This window comes from Acinetobacter sp. EKM10A (assembly GCF_011075215.1).
Classification (GTDB): domain Bacteria; phylum Pseudomonadota; class Gammaproteobacteria; order Pseudomonadales; family Moraxellaceae; genus Acinetobacter; species Acinetobacter baumannii.
Window position 1 is genome coordinate 148,866 of the sequence record NZ_JAALLK010000003.1, and the last position, 25,305, is coordinate 174,170.

The window sequence follows — 25,305 nt, forward strand, 5'->3', positions numbered from 1 at the left end:
ACCGTGTAGTTTTATCATATTCTGTACTGACAAAATGTAGCAAATCATTGCAAAATTCGCTTATTGTTTTTCAATCAAAATTCAAATGGAACCAATATGATTGGCGCGTTGATGCTGGACATAGCCGGCACAGAACTTACTCAAGAAGATATTGAACTATTACAAGCTCCGCAAGTCGGTGGCATGATTTTATTTGCACGAAATATTGAATCACCACAACAAGTCCGTGCTTTAACCGACCATATGCGCCAAGTTCGCCCAGATATTTTGATTGCTGTCGACCAAGAAGGTGGTCGCGTTCAACGTCTAAAATCTGGCTTTACATTATTGCCAGCCATGGGCCGTTTTGGCGAGCTCTATATAACTCAACCTCAAAAAGCACTTGAATTAGCTGAACAGTGCGGCTGGTTAATGGCAACTGAAGTTTTGGCTGTGGGGATCGATTTTAGTTTTGCGCCAGTTTTAGATCTGAATGCAATTAGCGATGTAATTGGTGACCGTGGCTTCTCTAAAAATATCGAAGATATCGCTCCACTTGCTGGTGCATTTATGCGCGGTATGAAAAAAGCCGGCATGGCAAATACCGGTAAGCACTTCCCTGGTCACGGTTCGGTAAAAGCTGACTCACATGTCGCAGCTGCAATCGATAGCCGTAGCTATGACGAAATTTATAACCATGACATGCAAAGCTTTATCAAGCTTATGCCTGAGCTAGATGCGCTCATGCCGGCACATGTAATTTACGATCAGGTTGACCCAAATCCGGCAGGTTTCTCACCTTTCTGGATTCAAGAAGTCCTTCGTAATCGCTTGAAGTTTAATGGCGTACTTTTCTCCGATGACTTAAGCATGCAAGCTGCTTGTGTCGCTGGTGGTGCAGATGCGCGTATTCAAGCGGCTCTGGCAGCAGGCTGTGATATGGGGTTAGTGTGTAATGACCGTAGTGCAGCATGTACAGCACTCGATGGTATTACAAACTTAGAGCTACCAAATCAAGAGCGTTTAGAACGTATGCGTGGTCGAATTCCACAAATCCAAGTTGGTGAAACTTTATCGCTTGGAAATGACTGGCAAGCTGTCAAAACAGCCATTGAAGAGTTTAAGAATTCAATCTAAATTCTAGTGCAAGACCATATTTGACTGATAATTAAAAAATTGTCAGTCAAACCACACAAAAACAATAAATCGAGTTCAGGACGAATGACACAACACCTTTCAAAACACCGCCACATTTCTTTTACAGCCCACTATACAGGCTATATCTGGTATCAAATGGGGATCTCACATGAAGCACTTGCCACCAGCAAAGGAAAATCGTTGGCATATTTAGTTCACCCATTAGAGTCTTGGGCAGAGAAATATGTCGGTGGCAGTATGCGCACGACGCTTAAACAGCGCCATTCCATGCTTGATCATGATCTAGAGAAGTTAATTCAAGAAAATCCTGATTTACAAATTCTTGAAATCGCTTGTGGTTTATCACCTCGAGGCTGGTGGTTTAGGCAGCATTATCCTTCCATTAGCTATCGAGAGCTTGATTTGCCCGATATGGCTCAAACAAAACAAAATGCACTACAACAAATTGAAAAAAATGCACCTGAGGTTTTATCAGTCGATTTATTTACCGAAGCCTTTGCTCAAGCATTTGAAGTATTTGACTCTAACCGCCCACTGGTTGTAATTAGTGAAGGTTTAATTAACTATTTTGATAAAGACTTATTAAAGCAACTGATCCAATCCATTGCCCACTATGGTGCTTCCTTTAAAAAGCTTCATTATTTAACCGACCTATATCCTGAACCCGTTAAAAACAAACTTGCAAGTATTATCTGGAACAGTAGTAAATTACTTAAACTTATGTCTCGAAGCTCATTTAGTTTTCATTTTAAGACTCCCCTAGAAGTGAAAGACTTTTTTAAAGATGCAGGCTTTAGTCAAGTTAACGTTGAACAACCGCAAATATTCTTTGGACAAGTCTCTAAAGAGAACGATGAAGAGCATTTAGGTGACTTAGTCTGGACTATCCATGCTCAATTAAAATAAAAAATGGAAGCCTCGTGAGTTTTGAGGCTTCCAAATCATAAAAGAATAAAGGTTAAGCTGCTTGTTTCTGGCGAGCAATGAAGCGGCTTAAACGGTCAGCAAGCTCAAAGCTACCATGTTTAAATAAGGCACGGACTCCTTGTTCAGTAGCTTCAAAAATTAAACACTCAATCGAAAAAGCACCCTCTTCATCTTCTAAATGTAAACCCAAATCACGTGGGTGTTCATTTACAAACTCAAGCTGTGCTACATCATCTAACTTCAAATACATCCCAAAGAAAGTCACGTCAACAATCGTCACTGGCACCTCTGTTTCACATTCACGGTGGCTCAGTTTCGTTTTAGGCTGGAGAACTGGTATACGCTCTTCACCTCGGCGTTCCATGTTTTGTATTTGCTCACGCGTCATTGGAATAATGCCATCCAGATTTTGGATAGATTCACCCTTCAAAAATGAAGTGAACAAACTCATAGTTTCTTTACGGCGCTGGAGCTGCGGCACATGGTCAGCGTTAGCAATCAGAGCAAATTCCATATCCGGACATTGCAAAGCAAAATTGGCATTTTCATGAGGCAAAGTAAAACTATCGTACTGCCCTGCTGCGACCAGTGTCTTACATTCTGGAATAGGTACATCTGTTAAACGCAAAAGGCGATTACAGTTAATTTCATAACGTTCTCTTTCAGTACCCGTAAATTCTGCCATTTGCCTAAAAAATAATTTTTTAGCTGTAGGCGACATACGTGTTTTATCTAATTTGGCATGATTCACCAAATATAAAATTACCGCTTGCCCAAACTCTTCCATACGATTTTCTTGCATGAGTTTGAGCGACTCTTCCAGAATCATCCGCCAGCTTTTACGGGTCTTTTGCATAACACCCATTAAAATCATACGGTCCATCAAATCTGGACGATGATAAGCAAAACAAGAAGCAACAACTGAACCCAACGACATTCCCATTACAGAAACTTTTTGAATTCCGACGATATCTAGCCAACGTCCTAACATTTCCGACAAATCGGGAAGCTCTAATATTCCAGCAGAAATTCCGGTATCTCGATTGGTAATTTGTTGATTTGCGCCCATAGATGGCAAGTCAATTAGAATGACCGGGCCACTTTCAAATAGTTGTTCAACACAATATTTATACGAGTTAAAATTTTGAAAAGCACCGCCAACAATCACAATCGGTGTTTTGTGAATCGTTTGTGGGTCTGCAATCGCCATGTATTCAATTTTCCAACCGTCAATCCATGTGGTACGAGCTGGCTGTTTAAAACTATCTCTATGGTAGATATCGAAAAACCCAAAACCGGCATAAGCTTGGTTTATCTCCGAATCCATTTGAATAATGGAATTCATATCCTTGCTTCCTCCTTGCTGTAATTTTTTTATGCTGCAAGAGTTCCTTCTTGAACATGTAATCTTTTATGCACAAATCTTTAAAATTTGTATTAGTTTGTATTGCACAAGTCCATTCTAAACAATTGTCTGAAATATACGCAATCGCTGAATTGACCGCTCATCCTGTTTAAGCCGCGAATAGTTTGCAAAATATTTAAATGTTTTTTTATAGCGGTCACATTTTTCCAAAAAAGCCATTCATTGTTCCGCATTTGACTGCTACTATCGTAGTCATTGGTAAATGATTAAAAAATGCTATGCAAGATTCAATTGAACAATATATGCAAAAAGTTGGGCAACAAGCACGTGATGCTTCACGCGTCTTAACAAGTGCTTCTACCTCACTTAAAAATCATGCACTCTCTGCTATTTATACTGCTTTGGAAAACAACCAAGCAGCTATCTTGGCGGCGAATCAGATCGACATGGAAAAAGGCCGTAGCAATCAGCTCGACAGCGCCTTACTTGATCGTCTTGAGCTTACGCCCGCACGTTTTAAAGGGATGTTGCAAGGTTTAAAAGATGTGATCGCGCTTGTCGATCCAATTGGGGAAATTACGGATCTTGCATATCGCCCCACAGGCATTCAAATTGGGAAAATGCGTGTACCTCTAGGTGTCGTTGGTATGATTTACGAATCACGTCCAAATGTCACACTTGAAGCTGCATCCTTAGCAATTAAATCGGGCAATGCCATTATTTTACGTGGTGGCTCAGAAGCACTTGAGTCAAATAAAGCAATCGCAGAAGCAGTGAAGCATGGCTTAAAAGTTGCTGGTTTACCTGAGCACTCAGTACAAGTGATTGAAACTTCTGACCGCGCAGCGGTTGGTCATCTCATTACTATGGCTGAGTATGTAGATGTTATTGTTCCACGTGGTGGTAAAAGCTTAATTGAGCGTGTAACCAACGAAGCTCGCATTCCTGTGATTAAGCATCTTGATGGTAACTGTCATGTGTTTGTAGAAGCACAAGCTGACTTACAAAAAGCGTTACCAATTACCTTGAATGCTAAAACACATCGTTACGGCGTTTGTAATGCAATGGAAACTCTGCTCGTTGATGAAAAAATTGCAGAAGTTTTCTTACCACACATTGCTGAGCTTTATGCTGAAAAACAAGTTGAGTTACGTGGTTGCCCAGAAACACGTCGTATTTTGGGTACTACTGTAAAACCTGCGACAGAAGAAGATTGGTATACCGAATATTTAGGGCCAATTCTTGCAGTTAAAGTGGTTAGCGGTATTGATGAAGCAATTGACCATATCAACAAATATGGTTCGCATCATACCGATGCAATTGTGACAGAGAACTATACTTTGGCACGTCAGTTCTTGGCTCGTGTAGATTCAAGCTCTGTCGTAGTTAATGCATCAACTCGTTTTGCCGATGGCTTTGAATATGGTTTAGGTGCTGAAATTGGTATCTCAACAGATAAAATTCATGCACGCGGCCCTGTTGGCTTAGAAGGTTTAACTTCTCAAAAATGGATTGTGTTAGGTGACGGTCAAATTCGTCAATAAGCCTCCTACTTACTCCTACTTAAATAAAAACGCCTGATCCATATCAGGCGTTTTTATTTTGTTATTTCCCACAGAAAAACCAGCCCGAAGGCTGGTTTTTTTTAACCATAGATCAATTAGAAAATAAAGTCGGTATTCACAAATTTCGAATAGTGCTCAGACACCATAGAAGCCAGCATACCTTTACTATCATCCGTCTGTTTAGCCGCAATCATAGAGCGAATCGAGAATGCACGAAGCGCATCATGCACAGAAAGTGTACCTTCTGCAGAATCTTTACGACCACCAAATGGGAATACATCAGGACCACGTTGACACTGACAGTTGATGTTTACACGACAAACTTGATGTACAAGTGTATCGACCAAATGACCAATTTGCGCTGGGTCACTACCAAAAATACTCACCTGCTGACCATGATCAGAGGTAGTGACATAATCCAATACAGTTTCAATATCATCATAAACAGCAACTGGTACCACTGGTCCAAACTGTTCTTCGCGATACAGTCTCATCCCCTCAGTCACTGGATAAACTACGGCTGGATAGAACATGGTTTTGCAGAATTCACCACCTTCCGGATTAACCACTTTTGCTCCTTTTGCCACCGCATCTTCAATCACTTCAGTCATGTAGGCTGTACGGTGCATGCCTGGTAGCGGCGTAATAGAAACACCTTTTTCCCACGGCATACCTACTTTCAATTTAGCCAGCTCAGTCGTTAAACGGTTAACAAACTCATCGGCTATCGAACGGTGCACCATCAGCATTTTTAAAGCTGTACAACGCTGACCATTGAATGACAATGCACCCAACAGACACTCTTTCACTGTCAGGTCCAAATCAGCATCTGGCAAAATGATAGCTGCATTCTTTGCATCCAACCCCAGAATCGCACGCAGACGGTGAGATTTTGGATGTTGTTTTTTCAAGTGGTCAGCCACTTTACTAGAACCAATCAGTGCCAGTACATTAATTTGCCCAGATGCCAGCAAATGCGGCACCACTAGAGAACCTGGTGCATAAATGGTATTGATCACCCCTTTTGGAAATGAATCACGAAATGCCTCTAACAATGGTTCAAATAGTAAAGTTCCAAATTGAGGTGGTTTAAAAATAATAGTATTACCCATCAGCATAGCCGGTATCAGGGTTGCGAAGGTTTCATTCAGTGGGTAGTTGTATGGTCCCATACACAACACAACACCTAATGGAGTACGACGAATTTGACCAATGGTGCCTTCAGCAATTACAAAGCGGGAGTTGGCATTATCCAGATCTTTCAGGGCATCAATGGTTTGACGCATGTAAGTGATAGTACGATCAAACTCTTTCTCTGAATCAGCCAAGCTCTTGCCAATTTCCCACATGATCAGCTTAATAATCAGATCTCGTTGCTCTACCATGCGCTGAATGAAATTTTGCATACATGAAATACGCTCACTAACCTTCATCATTGGCCATTCGCCACGACCATTGTTGTAAGCTCGTACCGCTGCTTCTAATGCTTCATCGCTTTCTTTTTCGCCCATGACTGGATAACTACCAAGTTCAACTTGCTGTAAGCTACCGTCAGGCTGCTGAATCCAGATCGGAGATAATGTTTTCTTGGTTGCACCAGCCCATAACTTCAACTCACCATCCACGAGTGAGACACGCTGATGAATTTGAGATGGCAAACGTACACTTTCAGGAATACCGTCCACTACTGGAAATTTATGCTGTAAATTATTTAACTGATTCATTCTTCTTAATACCTTATTATTTGTATGTCTTTATATATATCCCCGAACCGTACACTGAAATCAGTTCTTCTTCGGATCAATACCACTATTATTATCAGTACTCACCTTGCTTGAACCGTAGACCACAAGGTGAATTCTTAAAGCATGGATAGTTTCGATATTTTCTAGATGAATTTACCCCCGACACACACTATCAGTTACCCCTAACTTTTGGATAACTTGTTCAATGATCTGTTCTGGTGTGAGAGCAATATCAATAGCAATTGCTTCATTCACATCAGGTTCCTCTAATGTATCTAGTTGGGTCTGTAACAATGCCGGATCAAAAAAATGACCTGATCTTTCTGCAAGTCTTTGCTGTAATAGTTCATAAGAACCTTTTAGATATACAAACTTAACATTCTGGTCCTGCCCTCTTAAAATATCGCGATACATCCGCTTTAAAGATGAGCATGTAAACACAGCCGTTTCACCATCTCTTTGTTTTGCTTCAATTGCCTGACGAATAGCTTGCAACCACGGCAAGCGGTCTTCATCGGTTAAAGGGATACCTTGGCTCATCTTACTTTTATTTGCAGCTGAATGAAGCGTATCGCCATCAAGAAACTCACAAGCCAAACGCTCTGATAACAACTCACCAATAAGGGTTTTCCCTGTGCCACAAACACCCATTGCTATCACTATCATGGATTACTTACCTCTAATTACAAAACAGCACTAAGCAACAATGTGAAAGACAAACCAAGTACCGAAATAATTGTTTCCAGTACAGACCAAGTCTTCAGTGTCTGCCCAACTGTCATTCCAAAATATTCTTTGATTAGCCAGAAACCAGCATCGTTTACATGCGAGAAAATTAATGATCCAGAACCTGTCGCTAATACTAAAAGTTCAGGTCTAACGACTACACCTGCTGCTGCCGCAATAGGTGCAACAATGCTACAAGCCGTGGCCATCGCAACAGTAGCCGAACCTGTTGCCAGACGTATGAGAGCAGCAACAAGCCATCCTAATAACAATGGTGAAAGGTTTGCTTTTAAAGCAGTAGAGACGATTTCATTAGAAATTCCACTGTCTCTTAAAATACCGCCGAAACCGCCACCAGCACCAACAATCAACAAAATACCCGCAATTGAAGCTAGACATCCACCACAGAATTTTTCAATTTGTTCACGGTTAAAACCCTGCATGGTGCCAAAAGTAATAAAGCTGACCAAAACAGCAATAAGCAATGCAATATCAGAAGTACCAATAAAGCGTAATAACTCATTTGGGAACGTTTTTGGTGCAAAGAAAACATCTGCCCAACTACCAACTAGCATCAATGCAACCGGTAGCATGATCGTAAATAAGGTAATCCCAAAGCTCGGCAATTCACGTGTGTTGTTAGCATCTGCTTCAACAAACTGCTTTGCTAAAGGATTATTTTCAGGCAATTTGACATATTTGTTGATCCATAATGCATACAATGGACCTGCAACAACCGCCGTCGGGACGCCAACCAATAAACTGTACATAATGGTTTTACCGATGTCGGCATGGTAAGCCTGTACCGCAAGCAAAGCGGCTGGATGCGGTGGAATCAACCCATGTACGACCGATAAACCCGCTACCATAGGTAAACCAACAATTAATAATGATTTACCTGTACGTTTGGCAATATTGAATGCAATTGGAATAAGAAGTACAAAACCAACTTCAAAAAATACCGGAAGCCCTACAATTAACGCAATGAACATCATAGCCCAGTGAATATGTTTTTCACCAAACCATTTAATTAAAGTAATTGCTATTCGTTCTGCACCGCCTGACTCGGCCATCATCTTGCCAAGCATGGTTCCTAAGGCAATCACAATCGCAAGGTGACCTAGTGTTTTACCGGTACCTGCTTCATATGATTTAACAATCCCGTCCATTGGCATGCCAACTGCAAGAGCTAAACCAAGAGAAACAATAATAAGAACTAAAAAGGGGTAAATTCTAAACTTCGCGATCATGACAATCAAAGCAACGATCGCAATTAAAGTATAGACAAGCAACATGCCACCCTGAACCGTCTCCATGTGACACTTTCTCCTTGGAATAATGTTATCTAGGCACTGCCTAAATAAAGGTCTTCAACCAGAGATATACTCATTGTTGAAGCACTCATTTTTTATATTTAGTATGACTGGCAACCGCCAGTCACAGCATCACAAAAAATCTAAAGCACCTAAAAGACACTTTAGATTTTTAAACCACAATTACTTTCGTAAAACTCACAACTGGCTTGCAATTTGGGCTAAACGGGTAATTTCAGCCCAATCTTGTGCAGCGACAACAGGTTTAGGCGTTAACCATGACCCACCTACACACACCACATTAGGTTGCTTTAAGAAATCTGGAGCTGTCTCTGCTGTAATTCCACCTGTTGGGCAGAAACGTAAGTTTGGAAATGGACCATAAAATGCTTTTAGCATCTCAACCCCACCTGCCTGTTGAGCAGGGAAAAACTTCACAATGTCGTAGCCCAACTCAATCGCTTGAATAAGATCACTCGGTGTCATTACGCCTGGTAAAAGAGGTAAACCTGCATCTTGTGCAGCCAAATGTAAGTCTTTGGTCAAACCAGGTGATACCCCAAATTTAGCACCAGCTTTTTTAGCTTGCGCACAATGCTCAGGCTTAGTAATTGTTCCTACACCTACCACAATGTCATCTGCTAACTGAGATGCACGTTCAATGGCAGCAAGCCCAGCTGCTGTACGTAAAGTAATTTCCAGTACCTTTACACCACCAGCATGCAACGCACGTGATACATGTTCACCTTGTTCGGCAGAGTCAAAAGCCAACACCGGAATTACTGGACCTAATTTGACAACATCTTCAATCTTGCTCATTACTTTGTAATTCCTTTGTCTTAAATCTGCCCTTGTGGCTCTTCGCCAACAAGTGCACCAAACACAGATGCGCCATGTTCAGCAGGCTCTGCTGCCGCACGGAACACACCAAATAATTCACGGCCAAAACCAACTTCGTTTTCTGCCTGATGTTCTGGTTGAGCAACAGGACGTGACTGCCAAGTCTGCTCATCTAACTCAATATCGAGTACACCAGCTTCAGCATCAATGATTAACATATCTCCGGTTTGAACTTTGCCAATCGGACCGTTCAATAACGCTTCTGGAGACAAATGAATGACTGCTGGCACTTTGCCTGAAGCACCAGACATACGGCCATCGGTTACTAATGCAACATGGAAGCCTTGATCCTGTAAAACACCCAACACAGGAGTCAAGCGGTGCAACTCAGGCATACCATTAGCACGCGCACCTTGGAAACGAACAACCGCAATAAAGTCTCGGTGTAATTCACCACGATCAAACGCTGCCTGTACCGCTTCTTGCGAGTCAAAAACAATTGCCGGTGCTTTCACTTTACGGTGCTCTGGCGCAACCGCAGAAATCTTGATAACACCACGGCCAAGGCGACCTTGCATTAAGCGCAAGCCGCCATCTGGCTGAAACGGCGCATCAATGCTACGGAGTACCTTGTCATCAAGGCTTTGAACTACCCCGTCAACCCAAGTAAGCTTACCGTCAATCAATTTCGGTTCTTTGGTGTAATGCTGTAAACCTTTACCAGCAACGGTCGTCACATCGTTATGTAACAAACCAGCCTCAAGTAAGTTACGAATAAGGAATGCTACCCCACCCGCAGCTTGGAAATGGTTTACATCGGCCTTACCATTTGGATAGATTTTTGCGAGCAATGGAACAACAGCAGACAACTCATCAAAGTCATCCCAGTCAATTAAGATGCCAGCCGCACGCGCAATCGCAATAAGATGCAACGTATGGTTGGTTGAACCGCCTGTAGCCAATAAAGCCACAATGCCATTGATAATGGCTTTTTCATCAATAACATGGCCAATCGGCGTGTAGTTGCCTCGCTCGGCAGTTAAGTCAAGTACACGTTTAGCAGCTTCGGCAGTGAGCGCATCACGTAATGGCGTATGAGGATGAACAAATGCCGCACTTGGCAAATGCAAGCCCATCACTTCCATCAACATTTGGTTACTGTTCGCAGTACCGTAGAATGTACACGTACCTTGACCATGATAAGCAGCTGATTCAGCCTCAAGTAAGGCATCGCGGCCCACTTGACCTGTCGCGAATTGCTGGCGGATTTTAGCTTTATCATCATTCGACAAACCGCTACTCATTGGCCCCGCAGGGACAAAAATGGTTGGTAGATAACCAAACTGCAAAGCACCAATCAGCAAGCCCGGAACAATCTTATCGCATACCCCGAGACACAATGCGGCATCGAACATGTTATGGGAAAGTGCAATCGCAGTCCCCATCGCAATGGTTTCACGTGAAAATAGTGATAATTCCATACCGGCATTACCTTGAGTAATACCATCACACATTGCCGGTACACCGCCCGCAAACTGTGCAACACCACCATTTTCACGTGCAGCTGTTTTTATAATATCAGGGAATGTTTTATATGGGGCATGTGCTGAAAGCATTTCATTATATGAAGACACAATGCCAATATTTGGTTCACGGCCAACTTTAATAATTAATTTTTCATTATCTTCCATGCCAGCAAAACCATGAGCCAGGTTGGCACATGAGAGTGCACCACGAGCTGGGAATTTGCCTTGGGCATGTTCAATACGTTGTAAATATGCAGAACGAGTTTTTTGGCTACGCGCAATTACACGTTCAGTAACTTTTGCCAATACTGGATTCGGCAAGTCCATGCTGGACGCTCCTGTACAACCGGATAAGCCGGAACATAAAAATAGACCAAATGATATATTTCATCATCATTTGATAAGGGGGAGGAACAATATTATTAAGGCAAAAAGCGACATGCAAGCCCTAGTCAACTTTACGGTAATACTCGAGCATCGGTATTAAATACAAATTATGTTTAAGTTTTAAACGAGAAGCTGGTTTTATTTTTGACTATATTTATTGGTATATCTGCCTCTATTAACTATGAGAAAATTCTCATAATATCAAAGCAATAAAATATTCTTATAAATGTATTAATACCGACTTTTTTATACTAAGTTTTATATTAAAAATGTTTATGATTTATTCATTTTAGCCTATATATAAACGATTAAAATTTAATTTCATTTACGTATATTATTTGTAATACCCCCCTCTAGTTTGATTAAAATAACAGCACTTCTTTTTTCTTAAAAAATTTATACCAAATATTTGAAAAATACATTAAATAGAAATCTACCTTTCATAAATATATACAAAAAACTGTTTAATTCTTCTACAAAAAAACAATAAATACAGTGGTTAAGCTTTATACTGAGCGAATATTAGTTATAAAAAATTTAATGGTCGATAGTGCTTAAGTCTAATGGGCTAAAGTCTATCTTGGACAGAAAAACAACACATGTTAAAACATCACAACCTGCTCTTAATGCATCACACAATTAATGCCTTTTGATCAGGAAGTTAGGAAAACTATTTTTATATCAGGACTTGGGTATTTCAACGTGGCTACATCAGTATTAGTTATTAATTGCGGTTCTTCATCTATTAAATACGCACTGGTTTCAGAGCGTCGTGAAGATCGTATTTACGGTTTAGCAGAAAACTTAGGGGCAGCTGATGCTCGTATTAAAGGGATTACCGTCGGTGGAGAACCGCTAGAGCTTTCAATTCCTTATGCTGACCACGCCAAAGCTTTAGAAACTTTACTTGCACGTCTTGCAAACTATAAACCTCAAGCAATCGGTCACCGTGTCGTACATGGTGGAAGCCTTACCAAAGCTGAATTACTCACCCCTGAAATTGTAGAACGTATTCGTGCAGCCACTCCGCTTGCACCGCTTCATAATCCTGCTCACTTAATCGGGATTGAAGCAACGATGCGCCTCTTCCCTGAATTACCTCAAGTTGCCGTATTTGACACCGCATTTCATCAAACTATGCCTGCACATGCATACCGTTATGCAATCCCTAAGTTTTTATATACAGAACATAATGTTCGTCGCTATGGTTTCCACGGTACAAGCCATGCTTATGTGTCTGACCGCGGCAGTGAACTGGCAGGAAAATTCCAAAAAGGCGGTTGGTTAACAGCACACTTGGGCAATGGTAGCTCGACTTGTGCAGTGTGGAATGGACAAAGTGTTGATACTTCTATGGGCCTTACTCCACTTGAAGGTGTTGTAATGGGAACACGTAGTGGTGATGTCGATCCAAGCTTACACAGCTTCCTTGCTAAAAATCTTGGCTGGGACTTAGCAAAAATCGATAAAGTTTTAAATAACGAAAGTGGATTACTTGGCTTATCACAACTCTCTAACGATATGCGTACAGTGATTGAAGCTGCTGAAAATGGCAATGAAGATGCTTGCCTTGCGATTGAAGTATTTAGCTATCGCCTTGCAAAATCACTTGCTGCCCTAAGTTGTGGTTTACCAAGTATTGATGGCTTGATCTTTACAGGCGGTATTGGTGAGAACTCAGCTTATATACGTGAAAAAACTCTAGCTTATTTACCTCATTTCGGTTTACAGCTCGATAAAGACCAGAACAACAATTTAAAACGTGGTACAGAAGGCCGTATTGATAGCGGCACAGGTCCACAAATCTGGGTGATTCCAACCGATGAAGAAGGCCGTATTGCCAAAGAAACTCGTCAGGTTGTAGAGGTTCCACAAAATATATCTCCTGAAGTTAGCCTTGCTTAATTACAGAAGTCAAAAAACGCTATTCATTTATTTATAGGTTTATATGAATACAATTTTATTAATTCCTACAGGTGAAGGGGTTGGTTTAACCTCTGCCTGCTTAGGTATGATTTATGCACTTGATTGTAATGGGATTAAAGCAGGCTTTTTAAAACCGTTCTCTCAGGTAGATCAAGAAAATTTAGACCGAACTACATCTTTATTTGGTCATTTATTTCAAAGCAAAACTGTTCAATCCATTTCTCATGAAAAACTAACCCAACGCATTGCGGCTGGTGAAGTCGATGAGTTACTTGAAGAAGCAGTAAGTCTTCATCGTAGTATCGCAGCAGACAATAATGTGATTATTGTTGAAGGCTTATTACCAAATGGGCAAGACCATTTTGCCAGTGAACTTAATGCAAGCCTTGCACAAGCACTTGATGCTGAAGTGGTTTTAGTCAGTACAGCAGATATTCAAAACCCACGTAAAACAGCAGAGAAAGTTGAAGCTCACTTACGGCAGTTTGGTGGTGCAACCTCTAACCGAACAGCGGGCGTACTCTTTATGCGTACACGCGGGTTGTCTGAAGAAACAGCTCAAATACCGGTTGCATTTGACCCGTCGTTACGTCCAACCGAAGACATCGCAAAATTTACGACAGAATTGCAAAAATATAACCGCTACTTTGGATCAAGCGATTTACCAATTATTGGTCTAGTTCCATTTAGTAATACCTTAAGTGTACCTAGAACATTAGACATCGCCAGCGTGATTGATGGCCAATGGGTAAATCAAGGCGAAGCAAAAACACGTCGTATTTTGCACTCAAGTTTAATTGCCTCAAGCATTGAATATGAACTGAATAAATTCATTGCTGGCGAACTGATTATTAGCGCCTCTGAACGTACCGATGTATTACTGGCAAGTAGCCTCGCTACCAGTAATGGTATTCCACTGGCAGGCTTGGTGTTGACTGAACGTGAAGCCCCTGCTCCCAAGCTTTTAGAGTTTTGCCAAAGTGCTATCAAACAAGGGTTGCCAATTTTACATACCCATTTAAATACACTAGAAACTGCGCAGCGCCTATCCGATTTTGGTAATGAAATTCCAACCGATGACACTGAACGTGCCGAACAAGTGACCCGATTTGTTTCCAGTCACATAGATGTCGAATGGCTTAAACAGCATAGTAATAACGGTGCTACACCACGCCTTTCCCCTTCTGCATTCCGTCATGAACTGGTGCAAAAATCAATTGCAGCTAAAAAACGGATTGTCCTTCCAGAAGGTGATGAGCCACGCACTATTGAAGCTGCTGCTATATGTCAGGCTCGTGGTATTGCGCATTGTATTTTGTTAGCAAAACCAGAAGCTGTACATGACGTAGCAAAAGCACGTGGTATCGAGTTACCGGCCGGGTTAGAAATTATTGATCCAGATCAGATCCGTGACCAATATATTGCACCAATGGTTGAACTCCGCAAAGGCAAACTCAACGACCTACAAGCTAAAGAGCAATTACAAGATACTGTAGTTCTCGGCACCATGATGCTAGCTCTAGATCATGTGGATGGATTAGTTTCAGGGGCAGTTCATACAACCGCCAATACAGTGCGTCCAGCTTTCCAACTGATTAAAACCGCTCCAGCATACTCACTGGTTTCATCCATTTTCTTTATGCTTTTACCGGATGAAGTCTATGTCTACGGTGACTGTGCAATTAACCCGGATCCTACAGCCGAACAGCTTGCCGAAATTGCGATTCAGTCTGCTGACTCTGCAAAAGCGTTTGGAATTGACCCACGTATTGCCATGATCAGCTACTCAACTGGTACATCTGGAACGGGTGCTGATGTTGAGAAAGTACAGCAAGCGACTCAAATTGCACAGCAACGTCGCCCTGATTTACTGATTGACGGTCCACTACAATACGATGCGGCTTCAGTTGAAAGTGTAGGACGCCAAAAGGCGCCAGACTCACGCGTTGCTGGCCGTGCCAATGTGTTTATTTTCCCTGACTTAAATACAGGCAACACAACCTATAAAGCAGTACAACGTGCAGCAAATGTAGTTAGCGTTGGCCCAATGCTGCAAGGCCTAAATAAGCCAGTCAATGACTTGTCTCGTGGTGCTTTAGTAGATGACATCGTCTTTACTATTGCATTAACAGCCATTCAGGCCGAGCAGCAAGCTGCTGCCAAATAATTAATATCATTTAATCTTTTCTACCTCTCGCCATTTGATATCCGCTCAAATGGCTTTTTTTATTTAAAAAAATAAGCCTGATTCTAGGTTGTTCTTAATTTTAAATAACTTAGCCTTTGTATTATTCGACTTTCGGTCAAAAGATCAACCAATCCCCCACAAGATTGTCTTTTTGTCATATAATTTAGCCCGCTAGCTAACAGCCCGCTCAAGAGATTTTTTGGTATGACAACGATTATCAAACAAGATGACTTGATTACATCAATCAAGGACGCCCTACAGTTTATTTCGTACTATCACCCGCAAGACTTTATCCAAGCGATGAGCCGTGCTTATGATCGCGAAGAAAACAAAGCTGCAAAGGATGCAATTGCACAGATTTTAATTAACTCTCGCATGTGTGCGGAAGGTCATCGTCCAATTTGCCAAGATACTGGTATTGTTAACGTTTTCCTTGAAGTGGGCTTAGATGTTAAATTTGATTTAACAATGAGCTTAGACGATGCAGTAAATGAAGGTGTTCGCCAAGGTTACCTTGAAAACAGCAACGTTCTTCGTGCATCTGTTCTTGCTGACCCTGCATTTGGTCGTAAAAATACAAAAGACAATACCCCTGCCGTTATTCACTACAAACTCGTACCAGGTAACAAAGTAGATATTACTGTTGCTGCTAAAGGTGGCGGTTCAGAAAACAAATCTAAACTTGCGATGCTTAACCCATCTGACTCAATTGTTGACTGGGTTCTTAAAACCGTCCCAACTATGGGTGCAGGCTGGTGTCCTCCTGGTATGCTCGGTATCGGTATTGGTGGTACTGCTGAAAAAGCCATGATGCTTGCGAAAGAAGCACTCATGGAAGAAATCAACATGGACGAATTACTTCGCCGTGGACCAGAGAACAAAATCGAAGAACTTCGTATCGAAATCTTTGAAAAAGTAAATGCTCTTGGTATTGGTGCACAAGGTCTTGGCGGTTTAACGACTGTTCTTGACATTAAAATCAAAGACTACCCATGTCACGCTGCTGGCAAACCAGTAGGTATGATTCCTAACTGTGCTGCGACTCGTCACGCTCACTTCCAGCTTGACGGTTCAGGTGTAGCTCATATTCAAGCACCAAAACTTGAAGACTACCCATCTGTAACTTGGGATGCTTCACAATCTAAACGTGTAAACCTTGATACCATTACTCAAGAAGAAATGGACTCTTGGAAACCGGGTGACACATTACTTCTTAGCGGAACAATGTACACAGGTCGTGATGCTGCACACAAACGTATGGTTGAAATGATCGACAATGGTGAAGAATTACCGGTTGATCTTAAAGGTAAGTTTATTTACTACGTTGGTCCTGTTGATCCGGTACGTGATGAAGTGGTTGGTCCTGCCGGTCCTACAACGGCTACACGTATGGACAAATTCACACGTAAAGTACTCGAGCATACTGGTCTATTCGGTATGATCGGTAAAGCTGATCGTGGTCCTACAGCAATTGAAGCAATCAAGGACAACAAAGCAACTTACCTTATGGCAGTGGGCGGTGCAGCTTACCTCGTATCTAAAGCTGTTCGCGAAGCTGAAGTGGTTGCATTTGCAGATTTGGGTATGGAAGCAATCTACAAATTTGTAGTGGAAGATATGCCTGTATCTGTTGCAGTTGATGTAAACGGTACATCAATTCACGCAGTAGCTCCAAAAATCTGGCAAGCGAAAATTGGTAAAATTCCAGTAGTCGATGCCGCAGCTGGCTAATCAAGAAAAGCACCGGATTCGGTGCTTTTTTTTATGTCTTTTAATATTTTTTTGAAATTGAAAAGAATTGTAACAATTGGTTCACCAATCTGTGCTATTAATGAATATACCCACCCGCCCTACACTGCATATAGGTCATTTCATGACTATTCGCCCTATTCTTAAAAATCTTTCAATCAGTCTCTGTCTAAGCTGTATTACCACAAGTTTATTTGCTTCTCCTGCCAAGTTAAGTTCAGTAAAAGAACTCATGCAAATGAGCCAAATTGATTATCTATTGAAAGAATCAATCAATGAGTTAACGCCTTACTATGATCAACAAGCTGAACAGATCATTAGCAATATTACGGGCATCAAAACTTTAGGTCCGAAAGAAAAAGAGGCAGCGAAAAAGTTAGGCTTACTTTTAAAAGATTCGAGTAACCAGCTGATTAGTAGCCCTAAAACGACTCAAGCCTTACAAGATATTTATTTAAAAACTTATACCGAAGAAGAAATCCAAGCAAATTTAAAGTTTTTGAAAACCCCAGAAGGCCAATCAATTACCCGTAAAAATGTACAGATTATGGGGCAAATTTCAGAATATATGATGGAATTGGGACAGCAAACTTTTAATGACCCTAAAGCACGAGATCATATGCAAGAAGAAATGCTAAAAATTATTGCACCATTAATGAAAGATAAAGAAAAGTCTTAACTTTTCTTTATCGACCTCAAATTGTTACCAAGTTAAAGGATTCCACAATTTAAATGGTTTTATCAGATGTACATCTGACTTTTCATTATATTTAGCAGGTTTTAATTCTTGGGGTTTATGACGTATTTTTCCTGAAGCATCTTCAGCAACAAAATTATAGCTAGAAGATTTAAGCTCGGTAAATGCAATTTCTCTACGACCAATATTATCTTGCATTAACATAAATGGACCCGTGTGCTCACTACGGTCCATTTTATTTTCTTCATCATACTTCAAATAATAAGATGCGCCTGCATCTACCGTAATATCGATATATTTGGGTTCTTGAAAATGAATCCCCAACAAAGGGCGGCTCGCTGAAATACGGTAAGTTCCTGCTGGCAGTTCAATCCAGTAATAATGGTTATGCAATAAACTTGGAATTCGTTTTCCATTTACAAATAAATTGATGGCTGCAATTTCTTGACGATTCCATTTTGTGTCTGGACGGTAAAGATAGACAACTGCTGCCTGCTCATTTTGGGGTTTAACTGGCGCAAATGTCTGACCTAACTTTTGATTTACCCATCCCCCTACAGTGAAGCCCCCTAAACGATATTGATCCAATAAACCGGGTTCTTTATCAACATCAACTTTAGGTAAAGTGGCAGTCAGTTCACCTGAATTCTTTTCTAAGTGTGATGAACTTTGGCAACCTGCAAGTAATGTGGCACAACTTAAAGCAATAATTAAATAACGCATGACATCCCTCAAAGCGTTTTCTTTTGATTTTTCTATATCGCAAAACTATGCGTATTTTGTTTTTTTAGATTACCACCACCTACATGAATTGAAAACAAAAAAGCATGAATCACCGAGGCAATTCATGCTTTTTAGATGAACGAAATCTAAGCAGACTTCGAATCAATTACTTTTAAATCTGCCTTAGCAACACTTTCATGTGTTACAGCTTCTTTAGGCTGACGTTCTGACTTGTAGACAGGTTCAGCTTCACCATTAATAACTGCTTCATTAATGAAAACTGTTCCTACATCTGTACGGCTTGGCAAGTCATACATCGTTTCAAGTAGAACATTTTCCAAAATCGAACGTAGGCCACGAGCTCCGGTATTACGCTCAAGCGCACGCTTAGCCACTGCACGTAAAGCTGAATCTTCAAATACGAGGTCAACATTTTCCATATTGAACAGGTATTGATACTGACGAGTTAATGCATTTTTCGGTTCAGTCAAAATTTGCATTAACGCTTCTTCATCAAGCTCTTCAAGCGTTGCAATCACTGGTAAACGGCCAATGAATTCTGGAATTAAACCAAATTTAACTAAATCAGTTGGCTCAACTTGACGGAATAATTCAGCAAGTTTTTTGGTTTCATCTTTGTTTTTAACATCAGCCGTAAAGCCAATTCCACCTTTCTCTTGACGCTGTTGTACAATTTTTTCCAGTCCAGCAAATGCACCACCACAAATAAATAGAATATTTGAGGTATCAATTTGAATGAACTCTTGCTGCGGATGCTTACGTCCACCTTGTGGTGGAATTGAAGCTACAGTACCTTCAATCATCTTAAGCAAAGCTTGTTGTACACCTTCACCAGACACGTCACGAGTAATCGACGGATTTTCAGATTTACGTGTAATCTTGTCGATTTCATCGATATAAATAATGCCCTTTTGAGCTTTTTCTACATCGTAATCTGCTTTTTGCAAAAGTTTTTGTACGATATTTTCAACGTCTTCGCCAACATAACCCGCTTCAGTCAAAGTAGTCGCATCTGCCATTGCAAACGGCACATCTAACAAACGAGCCAATGTTTGAGCAAGTAATGTTTTACCTGAACCGGTAGGCCCAATCAGTAGAATGTTACTTTTAGCAATTTCCACATCTTTAGACACATGACCAGATTGCCCGACTTTCAAACGCTTATAATGGTTATAAACGGCAACAGATAATGTCTTTTTGGCAAGATCCTGACCAATTACATATTGATCAAGCGCAGCACGTATTTCATGTGGTTTTGGCAATGCCTTGCTCGCCCAGTCACCTGCTTCAACCTGTTGGCTGGTTTGTACAAGGTCTAAGCAGACATCTACACACTCATTACAAATATATGCGTCCTCGCCCGCAATCAGTTTCCCGACTTCAGACTGCGTTTTACCGCAAAATGAACAATGTTTTTGTCCTTGAGGATGTTCGGACATATTCTCTCCACAAATAGAATCTTAAATATGAGGGCAAGCGATAGGGTTAAATGACTATATGGAGGCGTTTTCCAACAACTCAAGCCACTTAATATTTTCCCTTATGGACGCTTACTTAATACCTGATCGACCAAGCCATATTCTTTTGCTGCTTGTGCAGTCATAAAGTTATCACGATCGGTATCACGAGCAATCGTGTCATAGTCTTGACCACTGTGTTCTGCCATCAAACGGTTCAAGCGCTCTTTAATAAATAAAATTTCACGAGCATGAATTTCAATATCTGATGCTTGACCACGGAATCCACCTAATGGTTGGTGAATCATTACACGTGCATTTTCAAGGCAATAGCGTTTACCTTTAGCACCAGCATTTAATAAGAATGCGCCCATAGATGCAGCCTGCCCCATACAGTATGTCACTACATCAGGTTTAATAAATTGCATCGTGTCATAAATCGCCATACCAGCAGTGACCGAACCACCTGGCGAGTTAATATAAAGATGGATATCTTTATCTGGGTTTTCAGCTTCCAAGAACAACATTTGGGCAACAATCAAATTTGCCATGTTGTCTTCAACTTCACCAGTTAGAAAAATGACGCGCTCACGTAAAAGTCGTGAATAAATATCAAAAGAACGTTCGCCGCGAGAAGATTGTTCAACCACAACAGGAACTAAAGCATTTTCAATTGTTGGAACATACATACGTTATTTATTCCTAAATTTTTTGTGACTTAACCTATGGCAACAATATGCGGGATAATTTCTCAAATTGCAAAAGGTTCGCACTGAAATATTATATTATTTATACCTAAGTACTTAAGACGTACTCAAATTAACCATATACCTAAAAATGAAAAAGGCGCCTAAAGCGCCTTTTCCTGACTTCTCAAAAGATTAGCCCATACGGCGAGCTTGTTGTTCTTTCAATAAATCTTCGTAAGATACTGCTTTGTCAGTCACTTTAGCAGAAGCTAAGATGTGATCAACAACTTGATCTTCTAATACAACAGCTTCAATTTGAGCGCGTTGTTGAGCATCATTTTTGAAGTATTCAATCACTTCAGTTGGATCTTCATAAGAAGAAGCCATGTCGTCGATGTAAGCATCAACACGTGCTTGGTCAACTTCAAGTTTAGCATCAGCTAATACTTTGCTTACCAATACGCCAAGCTTAACAGAACGTTCTGCTTGTTCTTTGAACAATTCGTCAGGAAGCATGCTCTTGTCAAAAGATTGCGCGCCTGCACCACCAAATTGTTGAGTGAACTGTTGAACCATTTGTTGACGTTGACGGTCAATTTCTTGAGCAACCATTGCAGCTGGAACTTCAATTTCGTTAGCAGCAACAAGAGCATCAAATGCAGCTTGTTTAACTTGGTTACGTAAACCATTGCGAACTTCACGTTCCATGTTTTTACGAACGTCAGCTTTTAATTTTTCAATGCCTTCTTCTTCAGAAACACCGAAGATTTTTAAGAATTCAGCATCAATCTCTGGAAGTTTAGGCTTTTCAACTTGCTTCACAGTGATTTTGAACTGAGCTGCTTTACCCGCTAAGTTTTCAGCTTGGTAATCTTCAGGGAAAGTTACATCAATAACTTTCTCTTCACCAGCTTTCATACCAATGATGCCGTCTTCGAAGCCAGGAATCATACGGCCTGAACCTAACACAAGTTTAAAGTCTTCAGCAGAACCGCCTTCGAACTTCTCACCGTCGATAGAACCTTCGAAGTCAAAAGTCACTTGCATGTCTTTTTTCGCCATACCCTTGGTTACAGCCCAAGTTTGACGTTGCTTTTGCAAGTTTTCGATCATAGTGTCAACGTCAGCGTCTTTAATTTCAGCTGTTTTACGTTCAACTTCCAAACCGTCAAATGCTTTTACTTCAACTTCAGGATAAACTTCTACAGTTGCTTCAAAAACTAAAGCATCTTCTTTATGTTCAACTTTCTCAATGTTCGGCATACCTACCGCATTGATTTTTTCTTGTTGAATTGCTTCAAATACGCTGTCACGAATGATGTCATTCACAACTTCTTGATAAATACTTGCACCGTATTCGCGGCGAACAACGTTTGCAGGTACTTTGCCCGGACGGAAGCCGTTGATCTTCACAGTTTTGGCAGTGCGCTTCAAACGAGCTTCAAATTGCTCGTTAATACGGCTCGTCGGTACAGAAACATTTAAACGACGGGCAACGCCCGAAACCGCTTCAGTCGTTACTTGCATGGCTTCCTCGATAAAAATTAGTTAGTAGGAACAGTTTTTAAAAAAGTGCTGTATTATATGACAACTTTTAAGATATACAAAATTAACCGATCAGATCATAAAATTGAAGGACGTATTTTTAGGAAATTTCACAGTAATTTTATGATTTTTTAATTTTTTTTAATGCAACGTTAAGCAAAAGTAATTTTTTAACTATTCTTTACAAATCTAAAATTACAATTAATTTTAATAAAGTTATCGTTTTTGCAAACAGTTAAGTTTAATCAATCAATTAGAGCTATTTTGCAACTAAAAGTGATTAAAACTTTCACATTTCCTTCACAATTCTATCGGCAAATCCAATTAACACAAACTGTACATATAAATAAGAATTATTATTATTCGCATAACCTTTTAGTTTTAGAGTCCTGAAGTTATGTCTTTGATTAGAACACGTAAAAAAATTGTTTCTTCTGCAATAGCTTCATCGCTATCAATGATTGCAACAACAGCCATGGCGCAAGAAGCAGTTTCACAATTACCAACAATTCATACTAAAGCGACTCAAGAAGAATCTTTAAAAGTAGATCAGTCTGCAAACTCTAAATTCGTAGCTCCTCTCAAAGACACACCAAAATCAGTCTCTATTCTTTCTCAAAAATTAATTAAAGATACAAACTCTAATACCCTACTCGAAGCGTTACGCTATGAACCTGGTATTACATTAGGTGCTGGTGAAGGTGGTACCCCGTTTACAGATATGCCTTACATTCGTGGTTATAGCGGTCAATCTTCTATTTATGTAGATGGTGTTCGTAATACAACTTCTCAGAATCGAGATATGTTTGCTATTGAGCAAGTTGAAGTGATTAAAGGATCTTCTTCTGCTCTTGGTGGTGGTGGTAGCGTTGGGGGCAGTATTAACCTCATCCCTAAAGTTGCTCATGAAGGTGATGTATATCAAGGTAGTGTTCAAAGCGGTACCGACAACTATCGTCATATTCAGTTAGATGCGAACAAAGATTTTGGTAATGGTATTGCTGGCCGTGTAGTAATTATGGGCCACGAAAATGAGAAAGCCGGCCAAAGTAATGGTGCTGAATATAAACGTGTGGGTATTGCTCCAAGTATTACTTTTGGCTTAGATACAGCAACACGCGGAACACTAAGCTACTATTATTTACGTAGCAATGATGAACCTGATGCAGGCATTCCTTTTAACAATGCAAACCCAGCAAAGCCTCCTGTTGGGGTTACAGTAACACCTGGTGATGGTAAGCCTGTTGATGTAAAAGCTGGAACTTATTATGGTTGGAAAGCACGTGATTTTGACAAACGTGAAAACCATATCGGTACCTTTAAATTAGAACATGACTTTAATGAAAACCTGACGTTATCGAATATAGCGACTTACAACAAATCTAAATCAGATTATGTTTATACTAACGCAGATGACTCAAAAGGTAACATTTATAGAGGTACGGTTGCTCGTCGTGCTTTAAGTCGTATTCTCGATACCGATGCATATAGTGATCAACTTTCCCTAAGAGGCAAATTTAATACTGGTTCATTAAAGCATTCTTTTAATGTCGGTACTGAATGGAGCTTCCAAGAAACAGATCAAGGTGTACATACTTTTACTAATGCTGCTGGTGAAACCACCTCAACCATTTTAGACAGCAATATTCAAAACTGTACTTCAGCTGCTGCTGTGGCAAATGGCTGGTGTACGAGTTTAAATAATCCAGGCAATGGTGCCTTCACAGATAAGCGTGGATCTATCACAGCACAATCGACCACTCGTAGTCACAATGTAGGAATTTATGCTTTAGACAGTATTGAATTTAATCCACAATGGTTACTTAACTTAGGTGTGCGTTGGGATAAATTTGAAACTGAGAAAAAATATAATAAGGATGTTTATGCAACTAACAAAGGTGCTTATGACTATTCAAAAGTTGCTACTCCAGAAGGTACAAAGTATGAAAGTGATTCCGACTATTTTTCATATCAAGCTGGTCTAGTCTATAAACCAACGGAAAATGGCAGTATTTATGCAAGCTTTGCAACTTCTGCTAACCCTGTTGGTGTACTTGCTGAAGGTGATAATAGCGATAATGCTCTCGGTACTACTGATGTTATTAATGCACTTAAACCAGAAAAAGCTCGTACTTTTGAAGTAGGAACGAAATGGGACCTGTTTAATAACCGTGCGAACTTAACAGCAGCAGTTTTCCGTACTGAAAAGCAAAATACACGTATCCAAATTGACCCTACTACGACTGCCAATGCAGGTAAAAGTAAAGTTGATGGATTTGAAATTAGTCTGAACGGAAAAATTACCGATAAGTGGGATGTTTCTACAGGCTATAGCTATTTAGATAGTGAAATTACCGAAGCTGCCTATAATGCAGTTGCTCAAGAAGGTAAACCTCTCCCATTTGTAGCGAAAAACAGTGCTACCCTATGGTCTACTTACCGAGTAATGCCTCAATTGACTCTAGGTGCTGGTGTTGAATATCGCGATCAAGTTTTTGTGAACACAACTGCTCCGAAATATCTGCCAACCTATACCATTTACAATGCTATGGCTAAATATGATGTTAATAAGAATGTGAATTTGCAGCTTAATATCAACAATATCTCTGATAAGCGCTATTTCACTAGTGCGCATGCAGCTCACTACGCATTTGAAGGTAATGGCCGTAATGCTGTCTTAGCGATTAACTTTAAATACTAAGGATAAATTCCATAATTTATTTATGGAATTAATTAAAGTTCATATAAAATAGCCTCGTCATGAGGCTATTTTTACAA

18 protein-coding genes are annotated in these 25,305 nt (G+C 40.4%); 8 read left to right on the forward strand and 10 right to left on the reverse strand.

What is annotated here, in order from left to right:
• The first annotated feature begins 96 nt into the window (after positions 1-96).
• Positions 97-1,116, forward strand: a complete 1,020-nt coding sequence (gene nagZ / locus G9371_RS05405) for a beta-N-acetylhexosaminidase (RefSeq protein WP_000578587.1) — start codon at positions 97-99, stop codon at positions 1,114-1,116.
• Between the two features lie 84 nt (positions 1,117-1,200).
• A complete protein-coding gene (locus G9371_RS05410; RefSeq protein ID WP_005124776.1) occupies positions 1,201-2,043 on the forward strand; it encodes a class I SAM-dependent methyltransferase in 843 nt (280 codons plus the stop codon).
• A 52-nt stretch (positions 2,044-2,095) separates the two neighbouring features.
• On the opposite strand, the gene G9371_RS05415 is transcribed toward G9371_RS05410, so the two are convergent.
• Positions 2,096-3,409, reverse strand: coding sequence for an alpha/beta fold hydrolase (locus G9371_RS05415; RefSeq protein WP_029423671.1), 1,314 nt, complete (start codon positions 3,407-3,409; stop codon positions 2,096-2,098).
• 299 nt (positions 3,410-3,708) lie between these two features.
• Between G9371_RS05415 and G9371_RS05420 the strand changes: the two genes are divergently transcribed.
• Complete coding sequence (locus G9371_RS05420) at positions 3,709-4,974, forward strand: glutamate-5-semialdehyde dehydrogenase (protein ID WP_001154159.1); 1,266 nt, start codon at positions 3,709-3,711, stop codon at positions 4,972-4,974.
• Between the two features lie 116 nt (positions 4,975-5,090).
• On the opposite strand, the gene G9371_RS05425 is transcribed toward G9371_RS05420, so the two are convergent.
• The 5 genes from G9371_RS05425 to edd all read right to left on the reverse strand — a co-directional run bounded on the left by G9371_RS05425 (position 5,091) and on the right by edd (position 11,472).
• Positions 5,091-6,719: an NADP-dependent glyceraldehyde-3-phosphate dehydrogenase gene (locus tag G9371_RS05425; protein WP_165471261.1), complete on the reverse strand. Its 1,629-nt coding sequence runs from the start codon at positions 6,717-6,719 to the stop codon at positions 5,091-5,093.
• Positions 6,720-6,893: 174 nt separating this feature from the next.
• Positions 6,894-7,406 carry a gluconokinase gene (locus G9371_RS05430; RefSeq protein ID WP_001978744.1) on the reverse strand — a complete coding sequence of 171 codons (513 nt, stop codon included), beginning with the start codon at positions 7,404-7,406 and terminating at the stop codon, positions 6,894-6,896.
• A 17-nt stretch (positions 7,407-7,423) separates the two neighbouring features.
• Positions 7,424-8,782 (reverse strand): gluconate:H+ symporter, encoded by a 1,359-nt coding sequence (locus tag G9371_RS05435; RefSeq protein ID WP_000450961.1) that lies wholly within the window; start codon positions 8,780-8,782, stop codon positions 7,424-7,426.
• Between the two features lie 195 nt (positions 8,783-8,977).
• Positions 8,978-9,598 carry a bifunctional 4-hydroxy-2-oxoglutarate aldolase/2-dehydro-3-deoxy-phosphogluconate aldolase gene (gene eda / locus G9371_RS05440; RefSeq protein WP_000034283.1) on the reverse strand — a complete coding sequence of 207 codons (621 nt, stop codon included), beginning with the start codon at positions 9,596-9,598 and terminating at the stop codon, positions 8,978-8,980.
• 20 nt (positions 9,599-9,618) lie between these two features.
• A complete protein-coding gene (gene edd / locus G9371_RS05445) occupies positions 9,619-11,472 on the reverse strand; it encodes a phosphogluconate dehydratase (protein ID WP_029423672.1) in 1,854 nt (617 codons plus the stop codon).
• A gap of 762 nt (positions 11,473-12,234) precedes the next feature.
• Here edd and G9371_RS05450 point away from each other — a divergent pair.
• The 4 genes from G9371_RS05450 to G9371_RS05465 all read left to right on the forward strand — a co-directional run bounded on the left by G9371_RS05450 (position 12,235) and on the right by G9371_RS05465 (position 18,074).
• Positions 12,235-13,437, forward strand: a complete 1,203-nt coding sequence (locus G9371_RS05450; RefSeq protein ID WP_029423673.1) for an acetate/propionate family kinase — start codon at positions 12,235-12,237, stop codon at positions 13,435-13,437.
• Positions 13,438-13,480: 43 nt separating this feature from the next.
• Positions 13,481-15,625 carry a phosphate acetyltransferase gene (gene pta, locus G9371_RS05455; RefSeq protein WP_001092296.1) on the forward strand — a complete coding sequence of 715 codons (2,145 nt, stop codon included), beginning with the start codon at positions 13,481-13,483 and terminating at the stop codon, positions 15,623-15,625.
• Positions 15,626-15,850: 225 nt separating this feature from the next.
• Entirely contained in the window at positions 15,851-17,377 is a 1,527-nt protein-coding gene (locus G9371_RS05460) for a fumarate hydratase (RefSeq protein WP_000207468.1), read from the forward strand.
• A gap of 142 nt (positions 17,378-17,519) precedes the next feature.
• A complete protein-coding gene (locus G9371_RS05465) occupies positions 17,520-18,074 on the forward strand; it encodes a DUF2059 domain-containing protein (protein WP_000155519.1) in 555 nt (184 codons plus the stop codon).
• 24 nt (positions 18,075-18,098) lie between these two features.
• On the opposite strand, the gene G9371_RS05470 is transcribed toward G9371_RS05465, so the two are convergent.
• The 4 genes from G9371_RS05470 to tig form a co-directional block, all read right to left on the reverse strand.
• Positions 18,099-18,815 carry a DUF2846 domain-containing protein gene (locus G9371_RS05470; protein WP_001269745.1) on the reverse strand — a complete coding sequence of 239 codons (717 nt, stop codon included), beginning with the start codon at positions 18,813-18,815 and terminating at the stop codon, positions 18,099-18,101.
• A gap of 146 nt (positions 18,816-18,961) precedes the next feature.
• Positions 18,962-20,275, reverse strand: a complete 1,314-nt coding sequence (clpX, locus tag G9371_RS05475) for an ATP-dependent Clp protease ATP-binding subunit ClpX (protein ID WP_001289250.1) — start codon at positions 20,273-20,275, stop codon at positions 18,962-18,964.
• Between the two features lie 101 nt (positions 20,276-20,376).
• On the reverse strand, positions 20,377-20,982 hold the full coding sequence (clpP, locus tag G9371_RS05480) for an ATP-dependent Clp endopeptidase proteolytic subunit ClpP (RefSeq protein WP_000289452.1): 606 nt from the start codon (positions 20,980-20,982) through the stop codon (positions 20,377-20,379).
• Positions 20,983-21,174: 192 nt separating this feature from the next.
• Positions 21,175-22,509: a trigger factor gene (gene tig, locus G9371_RS05485; protein WP_001198432.1), complete on the reverse strand. Its 1,335-nt coding sequence runs from the start codon at positions 22,507-22,509 to the stop codon at positions 21,175-21,177.
• Between the two features lie 415 nt (positions 22,510-22,924).
• Here tig and G9371_RS05490 point away from each other — a divergent pair, with 415 nt between their 5' ends.
• Entirely contained in the window at positions 22,925-25,228 is a 2,304-nt protein-coding gene (locus G9371_RS05490) for a TonB-dependent receptor (protein ID WP_029423675.1), read from the forward strand.
• Positions 25,229-25,305 lie beyond the last annotated feature (77 nt).